The organism is Novosphingobium pentaromativorans US6-1 (genome assembly GCF_000767465.1).
Classification (GTDB): Bacteria; Pseudomonadota; Alphaproteobacteria; order Sphingomonadales; family Sphingomonadaceae; genus Novosphingobium; species Novosphingobium pentaromativorans.
On the sequence record NZ_CP009291.1, the window covers coordinates 715,354 to 740,749 of the forward strand.

The 25,396-nt window shown below is 65.2% G+C and carries 23 protein-coding genes and 2 riboswitches; of the genes, 18 read left to right on the forward strand and 5 right to left on the reverse strand.

Going from position 1 to position 25,396, the window contains the following annotated elements:
• Window positions 1–106: 106 nt before the first annotated feature.
• Window positions 107–1,876: a gamma-glutamyltransferase gene (gene ggt / locus JI59_RS03230; protein WP_007015178.1), complete on the reverse strand. Its 1,770-nt coding sequence runs from the start codon at window positions 1,874–1,876 to the stop codon at window positions 107–109.
• A 158-nt stretch (window positions 1,877–2,034) separates the two neighbouring features.
• Window positions 2,035–2,721 carry a cob(I)yrinic acid a,c-diamide adenosyltransferase gene (gene cobO, locus JI59_RS03235; RefSeq protein WP_007015179.1) on the reverse strand — a complete coding sequence of 229 codons (687 nt, stop codon included), beginning with the start codon at window positions 2,719–2,721 and terminating at the stop codon, window positions 2,035–2,037.
• Window positions 2,722–2,818: 97 nt separating this feature from the next.
• A riboswitch (cobalamin riboswitch) is annotated at window positions 2,819–3,027 on the reverse strand.
• A gap of 59 nt (window positions 3,028–3,086) precedes the next feature.
• Window positions 3,087–3,281, forward strand: a riboswitch (cobalamin riboswitch).
• 179 nt (window positions 3,282–3,460) lie between these two features.
• On the opposite strand from cobO, the gene JI59_RS03240 reads away from it, so the two are divergent.
• The 14 genes from JI59_RS03240 to JI59_RS03305 all read left to right on the forward strand — a co-directional run bounded on the left by JI59_RS03240 (window position 3,461) and on the right by JI59_RS03305 (window position 17,104).
• The gene (locus JI59_RS03240) at window positions 3,461–3,868 is read left to right on the forward strand and encodes a DUF1636 domain-containing protein (RefSeq protein ID WP_038576877.1); all 408 of its coding nucleotides are present in this window, start codon (window positions 3,461–3,463) and stop codon (window positions 3,866–3,868) included.
• Entirely contained in the window at window positions 3,865–4,881 is a 1,017-nt protein-coding gene (cobT, locus tag JI59_RS03245; protein WP_038575450.1) for a nicotinate-nucleotide--dimethylbenzimidazole phosphoribosyltransferase, read from the forward strand. Before JI59_RS03240 ends, cobT begins: the two co-directional genes overlap by 4 nt.
• Window positions 4,878–5,453: a histidine phosphatase family protein gene (locus tag JI59_RS03250; RefSeq protein WP_007015183.1), complete on the forward strand. Its 576-nt coding sequence runs from the start codon at window positions 4,878–4,880 to the stop codon at window positions 5,451–5,453. Before cobT ends, JI59_RS03250 begins: the two co-directional genes overlap by 4 nt.
• Window positions 5,450–6,157, forward strand: a complete 708-nt coding sequence (cobS, locus tag JI59_RS03255; RefSeq protein ID WP_007015184.1) for an adenosylcobinamide-GDP ribazoletransferase — start codon at window positions 5,450–5,452, stop codon at window positions 6,155–6,157. Before JI59_RS03250 ends, cobS begins: the two co-directional genes overlap by 4 nt.
• Window positions 6,154–7,137 (forward strand): threonine-phosphate decarboxylase, encoded by a 984-nt coding sequence (locus tag JI59_RS03260; protein ID WP_007015185.1) that lies wholly within the window; start codon window positions 6,154–6,156, stop codon window positions 7,135–7,137. The genes cobS and JI59_RS03260 overlap by 4 nt, the downstream gene beginning before the upstream one ends.
• Window positions 7,130–8,065 carry an adenosylcobinamide-phosphate synthase CbiB gene (gene cbiB / locus JI59_RS03265; RefSeq protein ID WP_007015186.1) on the forward strand — a complete coding sequence of 312 codons (936 nt, stop codon included), beginning with the start codon at window positions 7,130–7,132 and terminating at the stop codon, window positions 8,063–8,065. Before JI59_RS03260 ends, cbiB begins: the two co-directional genes overlap by 8 nt.
• Window positions 8,053–9,513, forward strand: coding sequence for a cobyric acid synthase (locus JI59_RS03270; protein WP_007015187.1), 1,461 nt, complete (start codon window positions 8,053–8,055; stop codon window positions 9,511–9,513). The genes cbiB and JI59_RS03270 overlap by 13 nt, the downstream gene beginning before the upstream one ends.
• Window positions 9,510–10,022: a bifunctional adenosylcobinamide kinase/adenosylcobinamide-phosphate guanylyltransferase gene (cobU, locus tag JI59_RS03275; protein ID WP_007015188.1), complete on the forward strand. Its 513-nt coding sequence runs from the start codon at window positions 9,510–9,512 to the stop codon at window positions 10,020–10,022. The genes JI59_RS03270 and cobU overlap by 4 nt, the downstream gene beginning before the upstream one ends.
• An 86-nt stretch (window positions 10,023–10,108) precedes the next feature.
• Window positions 10,109–10,561, forward strand: a complete 453-nt coding sequence (locus tag JI59_RS03280; RefSeq protein WP_038575452.1) for a MarR family winged helix-turn-helix transcriptional regulator — start codon at window positions 10,109–10,111, stop codon at window positions 10,559–10,561.
• Window positions 10,558–12,606, forward strand: coding sequence for an FUSC family protein (locus tag JI59_RS03285; RefSeq protein ID WP_007015190.1), 2,049 nt, complete (start codon window positions 10,558–10,560; stop codon window positions 12,604–12,606). The genes JI59_RS03280 and JI59_RS03285 overlap by 4 nt, the downstream gene beginning before the upstream one ends.
• Window positions 12,603–12,818, forward strand: coding sequence for a DUF1656 domain-containing protein (locus JI59_RS03290; RefSeq protein WP_007015191.1), 216 nt, complete (start codon window positions 12,603–12,605; stop codon window positions 12,816–12,818). Before JI59_RS03285 ends, JI59_RS03290 begins: the two co-directional genes overlap by 4 nt.
• Entirely contained in the window at window positions 12,815–13,750 is a 936-nt protein-coding gene (locus tag JI59_RS03295) for an efflux RND transporter periplasmic adaptor subunit (protein WP_007015192.1), read from the forward strand. Before JI59_RS03290 ends, JI59_RS03295 begins: the two co-directional genes overlap by 4 nt.
• Entirely contained in the window at window positions 13,750–15,147 is a 1,398-nt protein-coding gene (locus tag JI59_RS03300) for an efflux transporter outer membrane subunit (RefSeq protein WP_007015193.1), read from the forward strand. Before JI59_RS03295 ends, JI59_RS03300 begins: the two co-directional genes overlap by 1 nt.
• 181 nt (window positions 15,148–15,328) lie before the next feature.
• Window positions 15,329–17,104, forward strand: coding sequence for a DEAD/DEAH box helicase (locus tag JI59_RS03305; protein ID WP_007015194.1), 1,776 nt, complete (start codon window positions 15,329–15,331; stop codon window positions 17,102–17,104).
• 15 nt (window positions 17,105–17,119) lie between these two features.
• On the opposite strand, the gene JI59_RS03310 is transcribed toward JI59_RS03305, so the two are convergent.
• From JI59_RS03310 to JI59_RS03320, 3 genes are read right to left on the reverse strand one after another with little or no spacing between them, the layout of a single operon-like run.
• On the reverse strand, window positions 17,120–17,590 hold the full coding sequence (locus tag JI59_RS03310; RefSeq protein ID WP_007015195.1) for a GreA/GreB family elongation factor: 471 nt from the start codon (window positions 17,588–17,590) through the stop codon (window positions 17,120–17,122).
• Entirely contained in the window at window positions 17,587–19,470 is a 1,884-nt protein-coding gene (locus JI59_RS03315; RefSeq protein ID WP_007015196.1) for an ABC-F family ATP-binding cassette domain-containing protein, read from the reverse strand. Before JI59_RS03315 ends, JI59_RS03310 begins: the two co-directional genes overlap by 4 nt.
• A gap of 57 nt (window positions 19,471–19,527) precedes the next feature.
• The gene (locus JI59_RS03320) at window positions 19,528–20,226 is read right to left on the reverse strand and encodes a TetR/AcrR family transcriptional regulator (RefSeq protein ID WP_007015197.1); all 699 of its coding nucleotides are present in this window, start codon (window positions 20,224–20,226) and stop codon (window positions 19,528–19,530) included.
• A gap of 125 nt (window positions 20,227–20,351) precedes the next feature.
• On the opposite strand from JI59_RS03320, the gene JI59_RS03325 reads away from it, so the two are divergent.
• From JI59_RS03325 to JI59_RS03340, 4 genes are read left to right on the forward strand one after another with little or no spacing between them, the layout of a single operon-like run.
• Window positions 20,352–21,353 carry an HlyD family secretion protein gene (locus JI59_RS03325; RefSeq protein WP_007015198.1) on the forward strand — a complete coding sequence of 334 codons (1,002 nt, stop codon included), beginning with the start codon at window positions 20,352–20,354 and terminating at the stop codon, window positions 21,351–21,353.
• Window positions 21,350–23,143 (forward strand): ATP-binding cassette domain-containing protein, encoded by a 1,794-nt coding sequence (locus JI59_RS03330; protein ID WP_007015199.1) that lies wholly within the window; start codon window positions 21,350–21,352, stop codon window positions 23,141–23,143. Before JI59_RS03325 ends, JI59_RS03330 begins: the two co-directional genes overlap by 4 nt.
• Window positions 23,143–24,267: an ABC transporter permease gene (locus tag JI59_RS03335; protein ID WP_007015200.1), complete on the forward strand. Its 1,125-nt coding sequence runs from the start codon at window positions 23,143–23,145 to the stop codon at window positions 24,265–24,267. Before JI59_RS03330 ends, JI59_RS03335 begins: the two co-directional genes overlap by 1 nt.
• A 13-nt stretch (window positions 24,268–24,280) precedes the next feature.
• The gene (locus JI59_RS03340) at window positions 24,281–25,384 is read left to right on the forward strand and encodes an ABC transporter permease (protein ID WP_007015201.1); all 1,104 of its coding nucleotides are present in this window, start codon (window positions 24,281–24,283) and stop codon (window positions 25,382–25,384) included.
• The last annotated feature ends 12 nt before the right edge of the window (window positions 25,385–25,396 follow it).

Genomic DNA, 25,396 nt, shown 5'->3' on the forward strand with positions numbered 1-25,396 from the left:
ACTTCCCCCGTAGCCGTAAACTAAAGGAAAAGCGCCGGTCTGTTAACTCAAATTGACGCTGCGTCTCGAACTGGAACGCGGGGATTTGGAGGTATGAAGACCTGCCTCAAAAGCCCCGCGCCATGCCCTCGCGCCTTGGATCGGCTCCGCCTTCATAGCCGCCGTTCTGGACCACGATCGCCTGAATTCCCGACTCCTCGCTGCGAGAGGTCGAGAGCGGCATGCCGCGTGCAGCAAGGCCGGTCATGATCGGTTCGGGGAACGGATCGGCGCGGAAGGTATCGCCTTTGGCGACAAGGTTGGGCAGCGCCACTGCGTCCTGCGGAGACATGTGCCAGTCCAGCATCGCTACCAGCGCCTTGAGATTATAGGCCTGGATCGAAGTCCCGCCGGGCGATCCGGCAGCGGCATGAAAGCGGCCGTCCTTCGTCAGGACGATGGCCGGTGCCATGCTCGAGCGCGGTCGCTTGCCGGGGGCGGGGGCATTCGCTGCTGGCGCTCCGTCTTTATCGGTGGGAGAGAACGAGAAATCGGTAAGCTGGTTGTTGAGGAAGAACCCGTCGACCATTCGTCCGGAACCGAAGATGCTCTCCACCGTGGTCGTCATCGAGACGACATTGCCCTCGCCATCGACGACGATGAAGTGGCTTGTCCCGCCAGGCTCGGCCGTAGCGTCGGGGCCGACAGCAGGTGCGCCCTCCGGATGGCCGAAGCTGACCGGGCCTGCGCGTTCGCCGATCAGTTCGGCGCGCGCTGCCAGGTAGTCCGGATCGAGCAGGCCCTTGATCGGAACTTCGACGAAGGCCGGATCGCCGACGTAGCGGTCGCGGTCGGCATAGGCCAGCCGGCTTGCCTGCGCGAACTCGAACCAGGCCTTTTCATCTTTGGCATTGCGCTTGCCGATATCGGTATGGTCGAGAATGCCCAGCGCCATGAGCAGTCCCGGGCCGCCGGACGGTGCCTGCGGCGTGCAGACCATGTAGACGCGGTAAGGTTCGCAAAGCGCCGGGCCGGAGCGCGGGCGATAGGCGGCGAGGTCGGCCAGCGTCATCGTGCTCGGGCGCGGTCCCTCGCTCACGCGCCTGACGATGTCAGCGGCAACAGGGCCGGTCAGCAGGCCGGAGGCTCCGAACCTGGCGATCCGCTCCAAGGTGCGGGCGTAGGCCGGATTGCGCAGCCGGTCCCCCGCGGCATAGCGGGTGCCGTCCGCCTTGGAGAAATACGCGACAGCATCGGGCGCGGAGGATTGCGGTGCGCGCTCCATCCGGATCATGCCGGCAAGGCGGGGGCTGACGATGAAGCCGTCCTCGGCAAGATTGCCGGCCGGCTTCAGCAGGTCCGCCCAGGCAAGCTTGCCGTGATCGTGATGGGCCATGTCGAGCATGGCCACGGCCCCGGGCACGCCGGTTGAAATGCCGCCAAGAACCGCATCGAAGAAAGGCAGTCGGTTGCCCTCATCGTCGAGGAATAGGCGGTCGGTCGCGCCGGCAGGCGCGGTTTCGCGCCCGTCGTAGTATGTCGCCTTGCGGCTCTTCGCGTCGTAGTAGACCATGAAGGCGCCGCCGCCGATCCCCGAACTCTGCGGTTCGACAAGGCCGAGGACCGCCTGGATCGCCACTGCGGCGTCGACCGCCGAGCCGCCCTTGCGCAGCACGTCCACCCCTGCCTTCACAGCGAGGGGATTGGCCGCCGCGACCATTGCATGCTTTGCAAACCCGGCCTGTTCCCGCTCCGGTACTTCGGCCCGTGCGGTCTGCTCGACGGTTGCTGCAGGGGGCGGACTGGCCTGGGAAACGCTGGCCTGGGAAACGCTGGCCTGGGAAATGGTCGTCAGTGTCAGTGCGGCAAGGCCGACGGACAGGAAAAGGCGGCGCAATAGGGTTCTCCGCGGGGTAGCTTCAATCGATCTTGTCGCGGCGATGGCCCCTTCAGTCAGGGACTCGCGCGATCGCCGGGACGGAACCTAACAGTTCCGTCCGGCAGGTATAGGGCCTTGCGGCGAGGACATTTCTGCTTGCAGTGCGCTGCCGTTGGCTAGAGGTCGATCCCCGGCTGCGCCTTGATGCCATTGCGGAAAGCGTGCTTCTCGTCACCGATCCTGCTTACCGTGTCGGCCAGTTCGATGAATTCGGCATGGGCCGCGCGCCCGGTGATTACCACGTGCTGCATCTCCGGCCGGTTCCTGATCGCAGGAAGGACTTCTTCCAGCGTGAGGTAGCCGTAATTGATGAGGTACGTCAGTTCATCTAGCACGACGAGCGAGATCTCAGGATCGGCCAGCGCGGCCTTTGCCTTGGTCCACCCGGCCTGCGCAGCGGCAATGTCGCGCTGGCGGTTCTGGGTTTCCCAGGTGAAGCCCTCGCCGCAGTTCTCCCAGGTGACGCCCGGCTGCACGGAGAGGAAAGCGCGTTCGCCCACGTCGACCTTGCTCTTGATGAACTGGAATACCGCAGCCGTGCGCCCGTAGCCCAGCGTGCGAGCCACCATGCCGAAGGCGCTCGAGGACTTGCCCTTGCCGTTTCCGGTAAGGACGAGCACCAGGCCCTTGTCGATCCTGGCTGCAGCAATGCGCGCATCGACTAAGGACTTGAGCTTGCGGGTCCGTTCCTTGTGGCGGCGGTCTTCTTCGGTGAGATTCTCGGTATCGGTCATAACGGTCTGGCCTCTCTCGTGGGTGGCATGCGGCGGGGCGAAGGAGAGTCCGGCAAGTCTGGCATTCACTCGGGTTTCCTCTTCGACGCACGCACGATTGTCGTTTGCCAAGGGATTGCCCGCAGGATGCGAGGCCCTCGTCCGCCCGGTTCATCCCGCCCGCGCGAAGGAACGACGGTAGCGGGCCGGTTTCCTGACTTTCCGGTTCGCCGCGCCTTTCGCCGCCTTCTCGAACAGGGTGTGCCCGTTCAATGGCATAATGGCGATGCGCTCACCGGTCACAGTTGCGGGAGCAGTGCCGTAGATGCGGCGAAGACTTCGCTGCCCGGACTTCCCGATTAAGCCCTTGCGGGCACCCGTTACGGCCTCGCGGATAGGTCAGGGCAAGGCTGCCTGCAAGCATATTGCGCTTGCGAAGGGCATGACTGCGCGATACTTGCCGGGCTGCGACAGGTTCCCCGCAAGGGGATCAAAAGGGAATTCGGGTGCAAGTCCCGGGCTGCCCCTGCAACTGTAAGCGGCGAGCCATCCGGCCATTTCGCCATTGGGACCCCAAGCCGGTCCTGAGAAGGCGGCCGGAGCGGCGCTGACCCGTGAGCCAGGAGACCTGCCTGCCGCAGTCGTTCTTCATCCGGGCAGGGCGCACCGGGTGTTCGAGGGCCTTGCGCAAAGCGGGGTCGTCCCTCGCGCAACGACAGTCATCGTCTTGCCGGTCTCGCTTCCGGCAGGGCTGGAGCCGTTTGCAAGGAGGGAGCGTGAACATGCTCTTGATGTCTATTTGTCGTCCGTGTTCTGGAGCGATGCGTTGATGCTGCGTGCCGTGAAAGCTGAAGCTTCTGTGGTGGTCTGCTCGACCTGCCGCCATTCCGAGACCGAGCGCGAGGATGAGCATGGCAAGCGGGGCGGTGCGCGCCTTGCCTCGGCCATGCGCGAAGTCCAGGCCGAAGAACCGGCCCTGGCGGCGGTCGCCGTGCAGGAAATGCCGTGCCTGTTTGCCTGCAAGCGTTTCTGCACGGTGCATGTCCGCGCGCCGGGCAAGGTCGGTTACGTTCTCGGCGATTTCGCCGCAGACCGCGAGGCCGCGCACGCGATCCTCAGCTATGCTGCGCAACATGCTGAAAGCGAGGAAGGCGTCGTTCCCTACCGCAGCTGGCCGCAGGGCGTGAAAGGTCATTTTATCACGCGTACCCCGCCCGAAGGGTATCTTTGCACATGATCCAGTTCGAAAGCCGGGGGGCTTTCGCGGCTGCCCTTGCCGATCTGCCTGCGGCCAACAAAGTGGCGCTGGCGGCCGCCCAGCTGCGCCAGAACGCTCTGACCAAGCCATTGGGATCGCTTGGCCGTCTCGAAGACATCGCCATCTTCATGGCCTCGTGGCAGGACCGCGAGAGGCCTCGTCTGGATCGTATCCGTGCGGCGATCTTCGCCGGGAATCACGGCATCGCGGCACGTGGCCTCAGCACTTATCCTGCGGAAGTGACAGCCCAGATGGTTGCCAATTTCGCAGCTGGCGGAGCGGCGATCAATGCCATGGCCGATGCCTGCGGCGCGGAACTGGTGATCGTGCCCATCGAGCTGGAAAGGCCGACTGCCGACTTCGTGGAAGAGCCGGCAATGAGCGAAGGCGATTGCCTTGCCGCGATCAATGCCGGTGCCGGAGTCGTCGAAGATGGGCTGGATCTGCTCTTCGTAGGCGAAATGGGCATCGGCAACACGACGCCCGCTGCCGCCCTTTGTGCGCAGTCCTGCAAGGGCGCGGTGGAAGACTGGGTAGGGGCCGGAACCGGGCTCGAGATGGACGGAGTCCTGCGCAAGCGGATTGTCGTCTCGCTGGCGCTTGCCTGTCACGGCCCCGCCTGCAACGATGCCTTCGAAACCCTGCGCCGACTGGGCGGACGGGAAATCGCGGCCATGGCCGGGGCCATCCTGGCCGCGCGGATGAAACGCATTCCGGTCCTTCTCGACGGCTACATCGCATGCGCGTCGATTGCGCCGCTGGTGGCCGACCAGCCGCAGTTCGCGGCGCATTGCCTGGCTGCACACTGTTCCGCGGAAGCGGGCCATCTGCGGCTGCTTGACTGGCTGGGCCTCGAGCCCCTGCTGCGGCTCGGGATGCGCCTTGGCGAGGGGACCGGCGCGGCAGTGGCGACGCAGCTCGTGCGTTCGGCGATTGCCGCGCACAATGGCATGGCGACCTTTGCCGAGGCCAGAGTGTCGCAAGCGCAATGAAGGGTTTCGTGCTGCACCTCATGCGGCACGGGGCTCCGCAGCGTCCCGGCCTGATGCTCGGACATCTCGACGAGCCGCCGCTGGCATCGGGCGTTGCCGCTTGCGCCGCACGCGGGGCCGAACTGGCCTTCTCCCGGATCTGCTGCTCCGATCTCGAACGCGCGCATGCTCCTGCCCGGCAGATTGCGGCCCGGCGCCATGTTCCGATCGATATGGACCCTCGCTGGCGCGAACTCGATTTCGGAACATGGGACGGAAAGGCCGCGCAACACTTGCCCGCAGACGCTTTGGCGCGGTTCTGGGACGATCCCGATTCCTTCCCTCCGCCGGATGGAGAAACCTGGTCGGCGCTCCTGCAACGGGTGGGCGCGGCAGTGGAAGAAATGCGCGAGGACAGCCTCGTCCTTGCCCACGGCGGTTCGATCCGGGCTGCAGTCTCGTACCTCACCGGTCTCGATCATCGCGGGGTCTGGGCGTTCGACCTGCCTTACGGTGCGCTCGTCAGCCTTCGCGTGTGGCTGGGGGGCAAAAGCGCCGGGCAGATCATCGCGATCGAGGCACCGGCGCCATGATACGGCGCTTCGTCCTCGCCATGCAATTCACCACGCGCATTCCCTTGCCGCAGGTGAATGTGGACGAGACCGACTTCGCGGCGCTGCTGCGCTACTTCCCGGTAGTGGGTCTTGTCGTGGGAGGCGTCGTTTCCGGCGCATGGTGGCTGGGATCGCTCCAGGGCGCCTGGCTGTCAGCGCTGCTGGCGCTGCTCGCCTGGGCAGCGGTGACAGGCGCGCTGCACCTCGATGGACTGGCCGATGTCGCCGATGCCGCCGGGGCTGCGCACGGCAATGCCACGCGACTTTCCGAGGTCCTGTCCGATCCGCACGTCGGCAGCTTCGGGGTCGTGGTGGTCGTGCTACAGTTGCTCGCCAAGTTCGTGCTGCTTGAGCACATGGCCCTGGCCGATTTGCCCATGCTCTGCATCCTGCCGGCCCTGGCACGCTTGGGGCCGCTGTACTGGGCCAGGATGCTGCCTTCCCTGCACGAGGGGCTGGGAAGCCGGCTCGGTTCCGGCGTGCGCGAAATCGACCTCGTGCTCTGGGCCGTTCCTGCCCTCATCGGCGCGATATGGGAGCCGCCTTTCGCTCTGCTGGCTATCGCGATCCCGCTGTGGGCGGTCTGGGTGCGGCGCAGGCTGGGCGGGATCTCGGGCGACGGTCATGGTGCAGGGATAGAGCTATGCGAGACCGCGCTTCTCGCCGCGCTGGTCCTGACATGAACGCGCTGCCGCCTGTACGTCACGGAGGACGGCTGCTCGAGGCCTGTCGGCGCTTCGGCGGCCGTCCGGGTGACTGGCTGGACCTGTCCACTGGCATCAATCCATCGCCATGGCCCAGCGCCGCAGTCGCCGCGACCGACTGGAGCCGGCTTCCCGAACCTGACGCCTTGAGCGAGTTGGAGGCGCGCGCCGCTGCGCACTTTGGTGTCGATCCGGATCATTGCTGCGCGATCGGGGGAAGCGAATTGGCGATCCGCCTCGTCGGGCGCCTGCTGGGTATGCCGGGGCGCTCGCTGCAACCCGCCTATGGCAGCCACGAAGAGGCCTTTGCCGGGCCGTGCGCGCACTTTGGCGAAGTCCCGAAGAAACCCGCCGCGCTGATTTTTGCCAATCCGAACAATCCCGACGGCAAGCTCAGGCGGGGCAATGACGTTCTCGACTGGTCTGATCGCCTGACGATGGCGGGTTCCTGGCTCGTGGTCGACGAGGCTTATGCCGATTGCGATCCCGTTGAGAGCGTCGCGTCCGGGGTTCAGGACGGACGGCAGTTGATCGTCCTGCGCTCCTTCGGCAAGTTTTTCGGCCTTGCCGGTCTGAGGCTCGGCTTCGTGCTCGGTCCGGGCGACATGATCGCAGCCTTTCGCGAAGCGATCGGCGATTGGCCGGTTCACTCGGCCGCGCTCGCCATTGGCAGCGCGGCATACGGCGACTCCGCCTGGATTGCCGGAACGCGCCTTGCGCTGTTCGAACGGGCGCGCGCGATCGACTCGGTTCTGGCTGGACACGGGTTGACGCCGCTGGGGGCCTGCCCCCTTTTTCGGCTTGTCGAGACGCGCAGCGCACAAACCCTGTTTCGCCACCTTGCGCAAAACCGCATTCTGGTGCGGCCATTCGAACGTAGTCCCGACTGGCTGCGCATCGGGGCCCCGGCATCTACGCGCGATCTGGCGCGCCTCGACCGGGCGCTTTCGCATGGCTGAAGCCATCGCCTTTTGCGCCATGGCCATCGAGGGGGCACTTGGCTGGCCCGCATGGCTTCACCGCCGCGTGGGCCACCCGGTCGGCGCATTCGCCGCACTGATCACGGCGTGCGACCGGCGTTTAAACCTGCGATCCGCACGCGAGCGCACGCGCCGTGCCGGGGGTTGCCTTACTGTCTGCCTGCTCCTCCTCGTTGCGGGGGGCGGCGCTTGGCTGATCGAACAGGCGGTGCGAGGATTCGCCGGAATCTGGTCCTGGCCGGTCCTTGGCCTGCTGGCATGGCCGGCAATGGCCGCTCGCAGCCTTGACGACCACGTACGCCCGATCCACCGGGCCTTGCGGCAAGGGGACCTTGAGGGCGCACGCGAAGCGGTGGGGCGCATAGTGGGGCGCGACACGACCGCACTCGATCAGGCTGGCGTTGCACGGGCAGCCATAGAAAGCCTTGCCGAAAGCTTTTGCGACGGTGTGGTAGCCCCGCTGTTCTGGTTGCTCGTTCTCGGCCTGCCGGGAGCATGGATCTACAAGGCGCTCAATACGGCCGACAGCATGATCGGCCACCGCGAGGTACCCTATACGCATTTCGGCTGGGCTGCGGCGCGCAGCGACGATCTGGCGAACCTGCTGCCCGCGCGCCTTTCCGGCTTGCTTTTGTGCCTTGCCGCCTTGGGCGGCTTGGCGACGCTCTGGCGCGACCATGCCAGGCATGCCTCACCCAATGCTGGCTGGCCCGAGGCAGCAATGGCCGGTGCCTTGTCCGTGCGACTTGCAGGGCCGATCGCCTATGACGGAGAGCTGGCGGACAAGCCCTGGATCGGGCAGGGGGGCGAAGCGGACGCGGCTGCACTTGCCCGCGCCATGAAGATCTATCGGCGCGCCTGCGCCTTGCTGGGAGCTATCGTCTTGGGGGCTGCATGGCTGGGTTGATGTTGCAGGGGACCGGTTCGGACGTCGGCAAGTCCGTTCTCGTTGCGGGCCTGTGCCGGGCCATGGCGAACCGGGGCCTGCGCGTACTGCCTTTCAAGCCGCAGAACATGTCGAACAATGCGGCGGTAACTCCTGCGGGCGGAGAAATTGGCCGCGCCCAGGCGCTGCAGGCCGTTGCCGCTCGCGCGCCGCTCCATGTCGACATGAACCCGGTCCTGCTCAAACCTCAGGCAGACCGGACATCGCAGCTCATCGTTCACGGCAAGGTGCGCGGCACTCTGGGATCCGGAAACTTTCGCGAAGGTCGCCGCAATCTCCTTCCGGAAGTCCTCGAGAGTTACCGCCGGCTCGAGGCGCGCTGCGATCTGGTCGTGGTCGAAGGCGCCGGATCTCCCGCCGAGATCAACTTGCGCGCGGGCGATATTGCCAACATGGGCTTCGCCCGGGCTGCCGATGTGCCGGTGGTCCTGGTCGGGGACATCGACCGGGGCGGGGTCATCGCCGCCGTCGTCGGCACCCGCAATGTCATCGACCCCGCTGATGCGGCGATGATCCGCGGGTTCCTGATCAACAAGTTCCGCGGCGATCCGGCGTTGTTCGCGGACGGCTACGAGGCGATTGCCGAACGCAGCGGCTGGCGCGGCTATGGCGTCGTTCCCTGGCTTTCGGACGCGGCCAGGCTGCCGAGCGAGGACGCCGTCATCCTCGAACGCGGACAGGGCGCGAAGGCCGGACGCAAGCTCGTAGCCTGTCCGATCCTGCCGCGCATCGCCAATTTCGACGATCTCGATCCCTTGCGCGGCGAGCCCGAGATAGACCTCGCCATGATCCCCCCGGGCACGCCGATCCCCGCCGATGCCTCGCTCGTAGTCTTGCCCGGCTCGAAAGCGACGATCGCCGACCTTGCCTTTCTGCGCGAACAGGGCTGGGACATCGACATTCTCGCCCATCGGCGCAGGGGCGGCATGGTTCTCGGGATCTGCGGCGGTTACCAGATGCTAGGCCGCAGTCTGGCCGATCCCGGCGGTGTGGAGGGGGCGCCCTCGAAAGTCGCCGGGCTGGGCATGCTTGATGTGGAGACCGAGATCGGGGCCGTCAAAAGTCTTGAGGCGGTTTGTGGAACCGCTCTCGAAGAGCCGCTTCAGGGCTATGAAATGCACATGGGGTTGACCGATGGCCCAGACCGCATCCAGCCATTCGCGCACTTCGCCGATGGCCGCAGCGATGGCGCTGTGAGCCGGGACGGGCGCGTGATCGGCACCTATTGCCACGGCTTTCTCGGAACTCCGGGTCTGCGCGGTGCGATCCTTGCCCGGATCGGGGCGCAGGGAAGGGGATTCGATCAGTCGCACGTCGTCGATGGCGCGCTCGATGCGATCGCCCGGGTCCTTGAGGAGCATGTCGACATCGAGGGTTTGCTTGCGTTGGCCGGGAGCCCGGGCCGGTGAAGCGCCTCCTGGTGATCGGGGGCGCGCGTTCCGGGAAGAGCCGTTATGCCGAGGAGAGACTGGAGGCTCTGCCGGGTCGCCTCGGTTATATCGCCACTGCGCAGGCGCACGATGCCGAGATGGCAGCGCGGATCGACCTGCATCGCGGCCGGCGGGGCGAGCGTTGGGAGACTTGCGAGGCACCTTGCGATCTTGCCGAAGCGATTGCACGAATGGCCGGGCGCTGCGACGCCCTGCTGGTCGATTGTCTCACGCTCTGGCTGTCGAACCTGATGCTGGGGGCGCATTCCTTGGTAGAAGGGCGCGAAGGTCTGATCGAGGCTGTCGCCGCTTGTCCTGTGCCCATCGCGCTGATTGGCAATGAAGTGGGGCTCGGTATCGTGCCGGACAATGCGTTGGCCCGGCAATTCCGCGATGAAGCGGGTCTGCTCAACCAGGCTGTGGCAAAGGTGGTCGAAGAAGTGGTGATGGTCGCGGCTGGCCTCCCTCTTTCCTTCAAGTCCGTCTAGTCCGATTGCGTTTTGGGAAAGCGCGCTTGCGCTAATGACGGTTCAAGCCCGCTTGAGTCAGTTCGTTAGCGTGCTAATTATTAGCCATGAACGAACGTGAGCGCCTGCAGCGAAACCTGGCGGCCCGAGTGGGCCCGGTGGCGCGTGCGTGGCAACAACTCGGCGATGCCGCCCTGGCTTCCCTCGAAGTCTCGAACTCGGCAGGCTGGGCACTGGTGCATCTGCTGCGCATGGGCGGCGATGTCCGTCAGGGCGACCTCGCTCGCAAGATCGGGATAACGGAGCCATCGCTGGTCCGCACGCTCGATCGACTGGAAGAAGCGCAACTGCTGGAGCGGCGTGCCGATGAACAGGATCGGCGCGCAAAACATGTCCGCCTCACGCCCGTGGGCACCGATCTTGGTAAACGGATCGACGCACGCCTCGTCGCCGTAAGAGGCCAGCTGCTTGCGGATTTCGGCGACGCGGAACTGGCAACCGTGGTCGACGTGCTCGAGCGACTGTCCGACAGGATTGCCGAGGCGGCGGAGCGGCTATGATGAAGCGCTTCGGAATCGACGCGGCGGTCTTCTCGCTCAAGGCCTATGTCGCAGGCATGATGGCGATATACTTCTCCATCCAGATCGGCCTGGAACGGCCCTACTGGGCCTTCCTGACGTCCTATATCGTTGCCCAGCCGCTGGCCGGCGCAGTCCTGTCGAAGGCGTTGTTCCGGGTCATCGGCACGTTCGTCGGCGCGGCGGCCAGCGTGATCATGGTGCCCAGCCTCGTCAATGCACCGGTGCTCCTTACCGGGGCGATCGGTCTCTGGCTTGCGCTTTGCGTGTTCGTCTCCCTGCTCGATCGTACGCCGCGGTCCTATGCCTTCGTGCTGGCCGGCTACACCGCGGTCCTGATCGTTCTGCCCAGCGTCGAAACGCCCGGCGCGATCTTCGAGACCGCCAGCCTCAGGCTTCAGGAGATCACCATCGGCATCCTTTGTGGCAGCCTCGTGCATGGCCTTGTCCTGCCGCAGTCGATTTCCGCATTCCTGCTGCGCCGGGTGTCCACGATCCTGCTCGACGCCGAACGCTGGACGCAGGATTCGCTCAAGCTCGAACCCGATCCCTCGGTCGATGCCGAGCGGCGCCGGCTGGCACTGGACATTACCGAGCTTCACCAGCTTTCCATCCATCTGCCTTTCGAGACCGCGCGCGTCGCGCCCCGCATCCGCACCGTGCGCGCGCTGCAGGACCAGCTTTCACTGATCATGCCATTGGGGGCGGCCGTGACCGATCGTATCGAACAAGTGCAGGCTGCCGGCCCGCTCCCCGAAGACCTTCGCAACCTGCTGGACGATACATCCGCGTGGCTTGCGGATCTGGACCGGCTGGCTCCGTCCGAACGTGAGGAGGGCGCCCGCCAACTGCAGGCCCGCTGCGCGCGCCTTGAACCCGCGCTGTCCGCGGATTCAAGCTGGCATGGCCTCATGGTGATCAGCCTCGTCGCGCGCCTGTCCAGCCTGATCCGGGCGCATCGCGATTGCCGCGACCTGTCGGAGCAGCTGTCCTCGCTCGGTCGCAAGCCAGTGTCGCCTCGCGCGGCGGAACTGCTCGAAGGGCGGCGCGGGCGCGAACTGCATTACGACGTGGGCGGAGCGATCAGGGGCGCGATTGGCGCATTCATCACGATTGCGGTCGGCACGGCGCTGTGGATCGGCAGCGGGTGGACCGAAGCCTACACCGCCGTAATGCTGGCCGGGGTTTTCACGGCGCTGTTTGCCGCAGCCCCGGATCCGCTGGCCCCCTTGCGGGCATTCTTCATCGGCACCCTGCTTTCCATCGTGATCGGCGCCATCTACGGGTATGCAATCCTGCCGGCGCTGCATGACTTTCCCGAGCTTGCGGCCGCACTGGCACCTGCGCTGCTCCTGCTCGGTACCTTGATGTATTCCCCGCGTTTCGGTGGTTACGCCTTACCGATGCTGCTGGGGCTGGGCAGCCCATTGCTGATTTCTCCCGTGTACGTAAGCCGTTTCGGAACCTTCCTCGATGGAGCACTGGCGCAGCTGGTGGGGATCGTCTTTGCCATCATCATGATCCGCCTGCTGCAGTCGTCGGGCATAGAAACCGCGATCCGGCGCACCTTGCGCGCTTCCTGGAGAGACATTGCAGAGCGCAGCAACCTGATGGCCCCCGCAGACTTCCAGGGCTGGATCAACCGAATGCTGGACCGCATTGCACTTCTGGCGCCGCGGCTTGCCATGAGCGGCAAGTCGCCCGGTTCGCCGCTCTACGATGCCTTGCGCGATCTGCGCACGGGCGTGGCTATCGGGGAGCTGCGCGACTTGCGCCTGGCGATGCCAGCTGAAAAATCTGCGCCGGTTACCAGTGTGCTGCGCGACGTTGGCGAATATTACCGCAAGCTTGAGCCGGAGCGCGAAAAGCCTGCCGCACCGGGCCTGCTTGCCGATATCGACCGCGCCTTGAAGGAAGTCCTGAGCGATGATGATCCGTCAACGGTGCGTTCGGGCGCCCTTGCGTTGATCAGCCTGCGGCGCAATCTGTTCCCTGAAGCCGAGCCGATGAAGGAGTTGCCCGTATGAGGGGAGAACTTTCCATCTATGGCGTGTTCGTGCCCACGCTGCTCGTCCTCGTCATCGTCGCGGCCGTCGTGACGGCCATTCTCGTCCGGATCGCCAACGATTTCGGTTTCTATCGCTTCGTCGCCTACCGTGCGTTGGTCGACGTGTGTCTGTTCATTCTCGTCCTCGGCCTTCTTGCCGCGGCAGCCCCCCTGATCGGTTTCCCCCAATGAAGCGTCTCCTCTCGCGCATAGCCCCAAGCCTGGCCACAATCGTCATTGTCGTGATTGCGGCAGTCGTCGCGATCTGGCTGTGGCGGCATTACGAAACCAGTCCCTGGACACGCGACGGACGTGTGCGCGCGGACGTCGTGCGGGTCACGCCGGATATCAGCGGTCTGGTGACTTCGGTGGCCGTCAAGGACAACCAGCATGTTCGCAAGGGCGACCTCCTGTTCGTGCTCGACCGGCCGCGCTACTCGCTGGCTGCCGCGCAGGCGCAGGCCAATGTTGCGAGCGCTCGGGCAACGCTCGATCAGGCCAGGCGGGTGGCGCGTCGCGATACGGCTCTCGGTGATCTGGTGGCGACCGAGACACATGAGCAGAACCTTGCGGCGGTCGAAACCGCGCAGGCCGCGCTGGCAGAAGCGCAGAGCGCGCTGGCGGGCGCCAGGCTCAACCTCGAACGCACTGAAGTGAAGGCTTCGGTCAATGGAACCGTGACCAATCTTGACCTGCATCCGGGCGATTTCGTCGCCTCGGGAAGCCAGGCCATGGCCCTGATCGACAGCGACAGTATCCGCGTGGAAGGGTATTTCGAGGAAACCAAGCTGCCCTACATCCGCGTCGGCGCCCCTGTGACTGTCGTGCTGATGGGCGAGGACCGCAAGATCAAGGGCGTGGTGGAAAGCATCGCAGCGGGCATCAACGATACATCGCGCAGCAATTCCGGGAACCTCCTGCCCAGCGTTGACGCCACTTTCACGTGGGTAAGGCTGGCCCAGCGCATTCCGGTGCGGGTGCGCCTGACCCATGTTCCCGAAGATCTGCGGCTCATCGTCGGACGGACCGCCACCGTCACCATCCAGCCCGCGGAATCTGGCCAGCCCGAGGAAACTGGCCAGCCGGCAGAAGCTGGCCAGCCGGCCGACAAGGACCGCACCTGATGCGCAGATGTCTGCCCAGCTTTGCCGCGCTGCTGCTTGCCGGATGTGCCACTGCCGGCCCGGATTACGCTCCGCCGTCCAATTCCGCGGCGACGATGGAAAGCGCGCAGCATGCATTCGTCTCGGCAGGCGATGGCGCCTTTTCACTTCAGCCGCTGCCCGAGCGGTGGTGGCGCCTCTATGACGATCCCGTGCTCGACGGCCTGGTCGAGGAAGCGCTGACGGCCAATGCCGACTTGCGCGCGGCCGACGCCAACCTGAAGCGGGCAGAAGCTGTCGTGCGCGGGGCGGTCGCCAATCGCGCGCTCAGTACCGGGATTTCCGGCGGGGCGAGCCTCGCACGGCCATCGTCGACCGGCTACTCGCTTCCCGGTGTCGTCGACTATGACGCTGGCATATCGCTTGCCCTGCCGCTCGACCTGCGCGGCAAGATCGCCCGCGCCATCGAGGCCAGCGAGGCGGATCGCGATGCGGTGGCCGCGGCCCGCGATGCCGTGCGTGTCAGCGTTGCGGCTGCCACGGCCCAGGCTTACGCAGACGTTTGCGGGGCCAACTTCCGGCTTGCCGCCACGAAACGTATCGTTGCCCTGCAGCGCCAGACGCTTGATGCCACCCGCCGCCTTGAGAAGGGCGGGCGCGGCACCGCGTTCGATGTCAGCCGGGCCCAGGCCCAAGTCGATGCCAGCGAAGCGAAGTTGCCCGGCTTCGTCGCGCAGCGCCGAAGTGCGCTCTACCTGCTCGCCACACTGCTGGGGAGGGCGCCGAGTGACTATCCCGCCGCGGTCGAGCAATGCGACAGTCTTCCCACTCTCGCCAGCGCAATGCCGGTCGGGGACGGTGCAGCGCTGATCCGGCGCAGGCCGGATATCCGCCAGGCCGAGCGGACCATCGCCGCCGATACCGCCCGCATCGGCGTGGCCACGGCAGACCTCTATCCGCAGATAAGTCTGGGTGGCTCTCTGGGCGTTTCCGGCCCGGTCAAGGATATCGGCGGGCCGACCTCGTTCGGCTTCAGCCTCGGTCCGCTGATCAGTTGGTCGTTCCCCAACCGCCCCGTGGTTCGTGCCGCGATCGATCGGGCCAATGCACAAGTGGAAGCCGATCTGGCCGGTTTCGATTCCACCGTGCTTTCAGCCTTGCGCGAGACCGAAACCGCGCTGGAGACTTACGCACGCAACCGCGAGACAACCGCTGCCCTGGGACGCGCGCGGGAAAGTGCTGCGCTTTCCGCACAGCAAGCCGGCAAGTTGTTCCGTTTCGGACGCAGCGATTTCCTCACCTTGCTCGATTCGCAAAGATCGCTTGCCGAGGCGGAGGCCAGTTACGCCAATGCGCGGGCCGGATTGGTCGATGACCAGATCGCGGTTTTCCTCGCTCTTGGTGGTGGCTGGGAGTAGTTTGATCGGTGAATTTGCCTGATCTTATCGGTAATTCGGAAAACTAATTACACGATACGGAAATTGAACCGCGCAAATTCTGGCGAATGCCTCTATGGGGAAGCAAATTCCGGCCATAGGGCCGCGCATCCCGTCATTTCTCCCCAGCCAGCCCGCTTTCGCGGCAGGATATTGTATTTCTATGACATTTACCCGGGTTCCCCAGCCACTGGCAGAGGCGCTTGAAGCGCATGGCTACGAGTCGCTGACCGCCGTTCAGGCGGCCGTCGTCGAAGCTGAAGCGCAGGGGCGCGACCTTGTCGTCTCGGCGCAGACCGGTTCCGGCAAGACCGTGGCCTTCGGCCTTGCCATGGCGGACGAACTGCTGGCTGGCGAGGGCATTACGAGGCCCGGCGCGCCGCTGGCGCTTGCCATTGCCCCGACCCGCGAACTGGCCCTGCAGGTCAGCCGCGAACTGACCTGGCTCTACGCCCGTACCGGTGCCCGCATCGTGACCTGCGTTGGCGGCATGGATCCGGTTCGCGAACGCAAGCAGCTGGAGCAGGGCGCGACGATCGTCGTGGGTACCCCCGGGCGCCTGCGCGACCACCTCGAGCGCGGAAAGCTCGACCTTGAGCAACTGCGCGTCGCGATCCTCGACGAGGCCGACGAGATGCTCGACATGGGCTTTCGCGAAGACCTCGAGGAGATCCTCGATGCCACGGCAAAGGATCGGCGTACGCTGCTGTTCTCGGCGACGATGCCCAAGCCGATCGAGGCTCTGGCCCGCCGCTACCAGAAGAACTCGCTGCGCATTTCGACGATGAGCGAGTCGCGCGGCCACGGCGATATCTCCTACCAGGCTGTGACCGTCGCGCCGGCCGACATCGAGCGCGTGGTCGTCAACCTGCTGCGCCTGCACGAGGCAGAGACCGCCATCCTGTTCTGCGCCACGCGCGACAATGTGCGCCACCTTCACGCGACGCTGACCGAGCGCGGTTTTTCGGCCGTTGCCCTGTCCGGTGAGCATTCCCAGAACGAGCGCAACAATGCGCTGCAGGCCCTGCGCGATCGCCGGGCCCGTGTCTGCGTCGCCACCGACGTTGCCGCGCGCGGCATCGATCTTCCTTCGCTAAGCCTTGTCATTCACGTGGAAATTCCGCGCGATGCCGAGACGCTGCAGCACCGCTCGGGCCGCACCGGACGCGCTGGCAAGAAGGGTACGGCGGTCATCGTGGTGCCGTTCCCGCGCCGTCGCCGCGTCGAATCCATGCTGCGCGGCGCACGCGTCCAGGCCGAATGGATCGAAGCGCCCACGCCCGAGCAGATCCGCCGCAACGACCGCGAGCGCCTGATCGAGCAGATCATGCAGCCGGTGGAGTTCGACGAGGAAGATCGCGAGATCGCCAAGGAACTGCTGGGCAAGACCAGCGCCGAAGACCTTGCCGCAGCCCTGGTTCGCAGTTTCCGCGAGCGGATGCCGCAGCCTGAGGAACTGATCGGTTCTTCGATGGACGGGCAGCAGAAGCGCCAGCGTCCCGGTTTCGACGACGTCGTCTGGTTCCGCATGGATATCGGCAAACGCCAGAACGCCGATCCGCGGTGGATCCTGCCGCTGCTGTGCCGCCGCGGTCACGTGACCCGCAACGCCGTTGGCGCAATCCGCATTTCCGCCAACGAGACTTATTTCCAGATACCCAGCGAACAGTCCGACCAGTTCGCCAAGTCCGTGGCGCGCACTGCGCGCGAAGGCGCGGACGATGAAGCCGGTGTGCTGATCGAACTGGCGCCCGATACCCCGCGCGATGTCGCCAAGGGGCGTCGCCGCGAAGAAGGCGGTCCGCGCCGCCATCCGCGAGGCGAGGGCGGTCCGCCCCGCGGCGAGGGCAAACGGCACCAGCCGCGTCCGACCGGACACAAAGGCGGCGCTGCAGGCCAGTTCGGCAAGAAGCAGCGCAAGGATCGCCGGGGAGACTGAAGTCTCCCCAAGGCGTTATCCTGCGGCGAGGGGCGCTATCGAGACGATCTCGATAGCCTCTTCCTTCCCGTTGAAATCGACGAATTCGCCAGCTTGCGCGTCCATCATCGCGCGGGCAAGCGGCGCGGTGAAAGCCAGACGGTTCTGCGCTGGCTCGGCTTCGTCATGTCCGACGATGTCGATCGTGCGCTGCTTGCCGGCCAGGACAAAGCTTACCCGGCAACCGAAAGCGACCGTTTCGCCGGAAGGGACGGGCTGAACCTGCGCGGTCGACAGTCTGGCACGCCAGTAGCGCAAGTCCCGCTTGGCCGCTTTCTGCTTGGTTTCCTCGGTCAGTGCGGGAACCTGGCTTTCCAGCTCGGCAATGCGTGAGCGAATGCGTTCCAGGCCATCGGCGGTGACGAGGTTCGGCCCGGGCGGGATCGGTACTTCGAACTTGGGCTCGAGATGTTCCTCGTCGCTTTCGCGCCGAAAGGCGACGCTCATGCTGCGCCCCCCATCACCGATTCAAGCGCTTCGCTGGCCTCCAGCCACGCCATCTCCGCTTCCTCAAGCTGCTCTGCTGCCGCCGTACGCCGCTTGCCGATTTCGCCGATGCCCAGGCGCGCAAGTTCTCCCTTGGCCTTGGTAGGTTCGACGAGAGCATTGTCGAGTTCGTCGAGCTGCTTTTGCAGGCGCGACAAGCGCGTCTCGGCTTCCGACACCTTGCGGCGCGCGGCCTTGAGTTCGTCGCGGGCGATGGCTCCCGCCTTGCGCTGCGGCTTGGCTTCCGAAGCGCCGGGCCGGTCTTCGGCATTGGGTTGGTTACGCCCGAGGACGAAGTCGATATAGTCCTCCATCGATCCGTCGTAGGGTTTGGCCGTCCCCTCATCGACCAGCACCAGCCGGTCGGCTGCGAGTTCGACCATGTGGCGATCGTGACTGACGAGGATGACCGCGCCTTCGAAGGCATTGAGCGCCTGAACGAGCGCTTCGCGCGCATCGACGTCGAGGTGGTTGGTTGGCTCGTCGAGGATCAGCAGGTGCGGTGCATCGCGGGTGACGAGGGCAAGGGCCAGGCGCGCACGCTCACCGCCGGACAGGGTATGCGTTTCCGCTGTCGCCCGCTCCCCGGAAAAGCCGAAACGGCCCAGTTGGTTGCGCACGGCCAGCGGCGGCTTGTCGGCCATCGCGCGGGTCATCAGCTCGAGCGGAGTGGATCCGCTCGGCAGTTCCTCGACCTGGTACTGGGTGAAGTAGCCGATCCGGATCTTGCCGGAGAAGGTGATTGCGCCTTCCATCGGTTCCAACTGCTGCGCGAGCAGGCGCGCAAGCGTGGTCTTGCCGTTGCCGTTGCGGCCGAGCAGGGCAATGCGGTCCTCCGGATCGATCCGCAGGTTCAGCCGCTTGAGGATCGGTTCGCCCGGCGTGTAGCCGACGGCGGCGAGATCGAGCGTGACCAGCGGCGGGCGTAGTTCGTCCGGGCTCGGGAAGTCGAAGCTGAGCGAGGGATCTTCGCTCATCGCCGCGATCGGCTGCATCTTGGCCAGCATCTTGGCGCGCGACTGCGCCTGCTTGGCGGTGGAAGCACGAGCGCTGTTGCGCGCGACATAGTCGGCCAGCTTCTTGCGCTGTGCTTCCTGGTTGGCACGCGCGGCTTCGGCCTGCGCCACGCGCTCGGCGCGGATGCGCTCGAAGCTGTCGTAAGTGCCCGGATAAAGCGTGAGCTTGCCCTGCTGCAGGTGCAGGATGTGATCGACCACGGTGTTGAGCAGGTCTCGCTCGTGGCTGATGACGATGAGCGTGCCGGGATAGCTTTGCAGGAAGCTTTCCAGCCAGAGCGTTGCCTCAAGGTCGAGGTGGTTCGACGGTTCGTCGAGCAGCAGCACATCAGGGGCCGAGAACAGCAGCGCGGCAAGGGCCACGCGCATCTTCCAGCCGCCCGAGAAGCTGTCGAGCGGTCGCGACTGCATTTCCTCATCGAAGCCGAGGCCGACCAGAATGCGCGCGGCGCGGGCAGGGGCACTGTAGGCGTCGATGGCGATCAGGCGCTCGTGTACGTCGCCAAGGCGATGGGGATCGGTGCAGGTTTCGGATTCGGCCAGCAGCGCAGTGCGCTCGGCGTCCGCTTCCAGCACGGCTTCGAAAGGCGTGCGGGTGCCGCTCGGCGCTTCCTGGGCGATGTAGCCCAGACGCGCGCGGCGCGGCATTTCGGCACTGCCGCCATCGGGTTCGATTTCGCCGATGATCGCCTTGACCAGGGTGGACTTGCCGGCGCCGTTGCGGCCGATCAGGCCGACCTTTCCGCCATTGGGGATGGTGGCACTGGCCTGGTCAAGGATGGTGCGCCCGCCGAGGCGCACGGTCAGTTCGCGGATCGTCAACATGGCCGCGCGCCTAGCAGGAGGCGTGGAGAATCCCAAGCGGACTTACGCGGCTTACCCTCAGGCGGATGGCGCAGGCGTGCGGGCGTGGTTTCTGCCGATGGCCTGCAGACCTCCCAGGGCAAAGTTCAGGAGGTGATCGACGAGTTCGTCCTTGTCCATGGCGTCGATCTGGCGGGACAGGGGGTTGTCGTTGCGGTGCGCGACGAAGATCATGGCGCAAGGCGCGCCAATGCTGACGGCACAGCGGATGAGGGCCGGGTCTCCCACGGGGATGCCGCTGATTTCGCTCAGCACTTTGGACATGACGCGGAACTTGGGGCCGATCTCCTGCTCGAGGAGAACCTCGATGTGGGACCCGGGAGAGAGCAGTTCACGGGCCAGGACGTTGCCGTTCCAGTTTCTGGGAGTGAGGGCGCGGGTGACGAGCCTGTCCAGAAACTGCCTCAGCTTGTCTTGCGGCGGCCGGTCGCCATTCGCGATGCCCTGCAGTTCGTCGAGTGTGATCAGGCGGCGATGTGCTTCGACCAGCACTGCCTTGTAGAGGCCGTCGCGATTGCCGAAGTGGTAGTTGATCGAGGCGAGATCCACGCCCGCCGCGGCGGCAATGGCCTTGCTCGTGGTTTCGGCAAGGCCGCTGGCGCCGATAAGCCGTCCGGCGCTTTCGATGATCCGCGCGCGCGTTCTCGTGCCGTCGACGCGCGCCGTGCGCTGCGGCGTATCCTTTTCCTTTGTGCGGAGTGACTTCGGTTTGTTCATTGAGGCTGGACAATACCCAATCCTCAATTTAAATGCAATTTAAGTTGGTGTACTGCCATCGCGAAGTCGCACAAGGGGTGGTAGGGCTGCGACGCCAGACAACCCGAACGCAATCGGAAGCCCGCATGAAAAAGATCGCTGCCGCTGTCGTCGGTCTCATAGTGGTAATCGCCTTCGGGTACTGGCTGTCCCAGGGGCGCCATGATGCAGACGGGGACGGTCTGGTTCTCCATGGTAATGTCGATATTCGCCAGGTCTCGCTTGCTTTCGAAGGCAATGGCCGTGTCGAGCAACTGAACGTCGATGAAGGGGATGCGGTCAAGGCCGGGACCGTGCTGGCCCGCCTCGATACGACGACGCTCTCGCTGCAGGCAGAGCAGGCCAGGGCGCAAGTTTCGGCCAGCCAGCAGAACCTGCTGCGTCTGCAAAACGGCTCGCGGCCCGAGGAAATCCGGCAGGCTCGCGAGAGGTTGGCCGCAGCCACGTCGGATGCCAGGCGCGCGGGCGAGGATCTGGCCCGGGTCGAGGCAATCTCCGAACGCACCGATGGTCGCGGGGTCAGTCGCCAGGAAATCGACGGCGCGCGCAATGCAGCGAAAGTCACGGCAGCTCGCGCCCGGGAGCAGAAGGAAGCCCTGCGCCTGGCCGAACAGGGCCCCCGCGCAGAGGACGTTGCCGCCGCGCAGGCGCAGTTGAAAGGCACGCAGGCCCAGTTGGCCCTGCTCGAGCACCAGATCGCACAAGGGGAATTGCGCGCGCCTGAAAATGCGATCGTGCGCAGCCGGCTGCTTGAAGTGGGCGACATGGCATCGCCGCAAAGGCCGGTTTACGAACTGGCGCTGACCAGTCCGAAATGGGTCCGCGTCTATGTCGATGAGGCGGACCTGGGCCGCATCAAGCCGGGGCAGTCGGCCAGGGTGACGAGTGACAGCTTCCCCGATCAGCCGGTTGCCGGCAAGGTTGGCTACATCTCCTCCGTCGCCGAATTCACGCCCAAGTCGGTCGAATCCGAGGAACTGCGCACAAGCCTGGTCTACGAAGTGCGGGTGCGGGTGGAGGACGCGCAGAACCGTTTGCGACTTGGCCAGCCGGTAACGGTGCGGATCGCGGCGGGCACGGCGCGGTGAGCCAAGCCGTCGCAACCGTCGTCAGCGAAGGTTTGCGCAAGGAGTTCGCGGCGCCAGACGGCACTCCGTTCAACGCCATAGACAGCGTTTCGCTATCGGTCCGGCCCGGCACCCTGAGCGCCTTCGTGGGGCCGGACGGAGCCGGCAAGACCACGATGATGCGGATGATGGCCGGATTGCTCGCCCCCGACGATGGCGCCCTGTCGGTGCTGGGAATTGATGTGCGCCAGGATCCCCAGGAGGTGCAGAACCGCATCAGCTACATGCCCCAGCGTTTCGGCCTCTATGAAGATCTCTCGGTTCAGGAAAACCTCGATCTCTACGCGGACCTTCACGGCGTGCCGCTGGACGAGCGCAAGGAGCGCTTCGCCAGGATGCTGGATATGACCGACATGGCGCGCTTCACCGAGCGCCCGGCCGGCAAGCTGTCGGGCGGGATGAAGCAGAAGCTGGGGCTTGCCTGTACCCTTGTACGCGTGCCCGAATTGTTGCTGCTCGACGAACCCAGCGTCGGCGTCGACCCGCTCTCGCGGCGCGACTTGTGGCAGATCATCGAACAGCTGATCGCAGACGAAGGGCTCAGCGTCGTCGTCAGCACGGCTTACATGGATGAAGCCGAGCGCTGCGACGAGATCTTCGTGCTCAACAAGGGGCGCCTGCTTGCACAAGGCAATCCGGATCAGTTGCGCAGCAAGGCGCGAGGGCTGACTTATCTCGCCGTTCCGGCGCAAGGCATGCTCGCCCGCAATCTCCAGGCCCGCCTGATCGATGCAAGGGACCGCATCGTCGATGCCGTGCCGCGGGGCGGTGCGGTGCGTCTGATCCGCAGTCCGCACCATGATCTTTCGGTTGATGCGGGCCTGCTCGAAGGAGCGCAAGTCGAGCCGCGCGAGGCAGAACTGGAAGATGCCTTCATGCTGCTGCTGCGCGAGCATGAGACGCGCGGGGAAGCGCACAGGCCGCCACCGCTAGCCGCAGCGGCAAAGGGACATGACCGGACCGCGACCGGCAAGGAAGACGGCCGCGAGCGGGAGGTCATGATCCGTGTGCGCGATCTGGTGCGTCGGTTCGGCGATTTCACAGCCGTTGCCAACACCACCTTCGACGTCGCCAAGGGGGAGATCTTCGGGTTACTGGGCCCCAATGGCGCTGGCAAGACGACCACCTTCAGGATGCTGTGCGGCCTGCTTCCGGCTACCAGCGGGCAGCTCGACGTTGCCGGCGTCAACCTGCGAACCGCCCGTGCGGCGGCCCGGGCGCGCATCGGCTATGTTGCGCAAAAATTCTCGCTCTATTCGAACCTTAGTGTGCGCGAGAATCTCGAATTCTTCGGCGGGGCCTATGGCTTGCGCGGCAAGATGCTGCGCCGGAGGGTCGACGAGACGCTCGAGCGGTTCAATCTCGATGCTTCTGCGACCTGCGGTCTGCTTCCGCTGGGCTACAAGCAGCGACTGGCGATGGCGACGGGCCTGATCCACGAGCCCGATATTCTTTTTCTCGACGAGCCGACAAGCGGCATCGACCCGCTGGCCCGGCGCGCGTTCTGGCGCACGATCACGGCGCTTTCGGATGAAGGCGTAACGATCATCGTCACCACCCATTTCATGGAAGAGGCGGAATATTGCGACCGCATCGCCATCCAGGACGCCGGGCACCTGCTTGCGCTGGGAACGCCGCGCGAAGTGCGTGAGCAGGCTGGAAACGGCGAAGCCGACGACATGGACAGGGCCTTCATCGCGATCGTCGAGCAGGGCCGTGCACGCGCTTCCAGCGAACGGGCAGCGGCGTGATGCGGTCCCAGTTTATCGTCCGCCTGACTGCGCTGACACGCAAGGAGACCCGCCAGATGCTGCGCGATCGCAGCAACCTGATGGTCGGGCTGCTGCTGCCGGTCGCGCTGATCCTGCTGTTCGGCTACGGGCTCTCGTTCGACGTGCGCAATGCGCCTGTCGCGCTCGTCCTCGACGACAATTCCGCAATAGCCCGCGAAGCCGTTTCCGGGATCGAGGGCTCGCGATACCTCGCGCCCGTGCGCGTCGACACGATGGCGCGCGCCCAGGACATGCTGCAGTCCGGCAAGGTCGATGCGATCGTTCGCGTTCCGATCGATTTCTCCCGGCGTCAGGCAGCGGGCAGGGCGACGATTCAGCTCATCCTCAACGGCATCGATTCGACTACGGCGACGTCTCTCGAGGCCTATGTCTCGGCTTCGGTTTCCAATGTCATGCTGCGCCGCATGGACCGCGAAGGAGCAATGTCCCGAGGCGGATCGATCACCCTGAAGCAGCGAACCTGGTTCAACGAGGCGAGTATAAGCACGTGGTATCTCGTGCCGGGGTTGATCGTACTGGTCATGACGCTCGTCGGGGCGTTCCTGACCTCGCTGCTGATCGCCCGCGAATGGGAGCGCGGGACGCTGGAAGCGCTGTTCGTGACCCCGGTGAGGCCACTGGAGATCGTGCTGTCCAAGCTGCTGCCTTACATGGTGGTGGGACTGATCGATCTGGCTACCTGCCTGCTGGCGGCGCGCTTCCTGTTCCAGGTCCCGATCCGCGGCTCGCTCTTCGCGATCGTTCTGGCCTCGACGCTCTATCTGGCCGTCTCCCTGCTGCTGGGCCTGTTCATCTCGGGCCGCACGCGCAACCAGTTCGCCGCGAGCCAGGTAGCCCTGCTCACGAGTTTCCTGCCTGCGCTCATGCTTTCAGGCTTCATCTTCGACCTGCGAAACGTACCCATTGCCGTGCAAGTCATCGCCCAGCTCCTGCCGGCCACGCATTTCATGGGCATGGTGAAGTCGCTGTTCCTGGCCGGGACGGACTGGATGATGGTTGCGCGCAATTGCACGATCCTCGCCGGCTATGCGGTCGTCCTCATTTTCGCGACGCGCAGGACGCTGCGCAAGACCCTGGATTGACGCCGTGCAAGCCGTGATCGCTTATATTGCCCAGATCGCCTTCCTGTGCCGCAAGGAAGTGCTGGCGATCCTGAAGGACCCGGCCAACCGGATCATCCTGCTGGCTCCTGCCTTCTTCCAGACGGTGCTGTTCGGATATGGGGCGACCTTCGATCTGACGCACGTTTCCTATGCCCTGCTCGACCAGAGCAGGGGCGCAGCGGCTCGAGAGTTCATCACCAGGCTGGACGGCACCGGCGTGTTCGAGCGCGAGGCCACGCTCACTTCGGCCAACCAGATCGCCTCGGTCATCGATCCGGGCACGGTGCTGCTGGCGATCACCATTCCGGCTGATTTCGACCAGAGGCTGGCGCGCGGGGAGGGGGCAACCGTCCAGGTGATCCTCGATGGCCGAAATTCGTCCACAGCGGCGACTGCGGCGGGTTATCTCAATGCGATTGCGCAAGGGTACAACGCATCGCAAGGCGCGGCGCCCCCGGTCACCATCGAGCGGCGGGCCTGGTTCAATCCCAACCTCAATTCGCGCTGGCAGATCATGCCGGCGATGATCGCCACGCTCAGCATGTTGCAGACGCTGCTGCTCGCGGCCCTCTCGGTCGCGCGCGAACGCGAACAGGGGACCTTCGACCAGCTTCTGGTCACGCCGCTATCGCCGCTGCAGATCCTGATCGGCAAGGCCTTGCCCTCGATCCTGGTCGGGCTTGTCCAATCGACGATCGTGCTGCTGATAATCCTGTTCTGGTTTCGCATTCCGATGAGCGGTTCGCCGGTGGTGCTCTACCTCGGCCTGCTTAGTTTCACCGGCGCAGCGGTAGGCATCGGCATGTCGATTTCGGCTCTTGCCCTGAACATGCAGCAGGCCATGCTCTATTCGTTTCTCATCATCATGCCGCTGACCCTGCTTTCCGGACTTCTTACCCCGATCCGCAACATGCCCGAGGTCCTGCAACTCGTCACCTACATCAACCCGCTTCGCTTCGGGGTCGATGTTGTCCGGCGGGTCTATCTGGAAGGCGCGGGCCTTGCCGATGTTGCGACCGATTTCATTCCCCTGTTGTTGGTGGCAGCGGTAACCCTGCCGCTCGCCGCCTGGCTGTTTCGTCACCGCCTTGCCTGACCTTCGGATGCC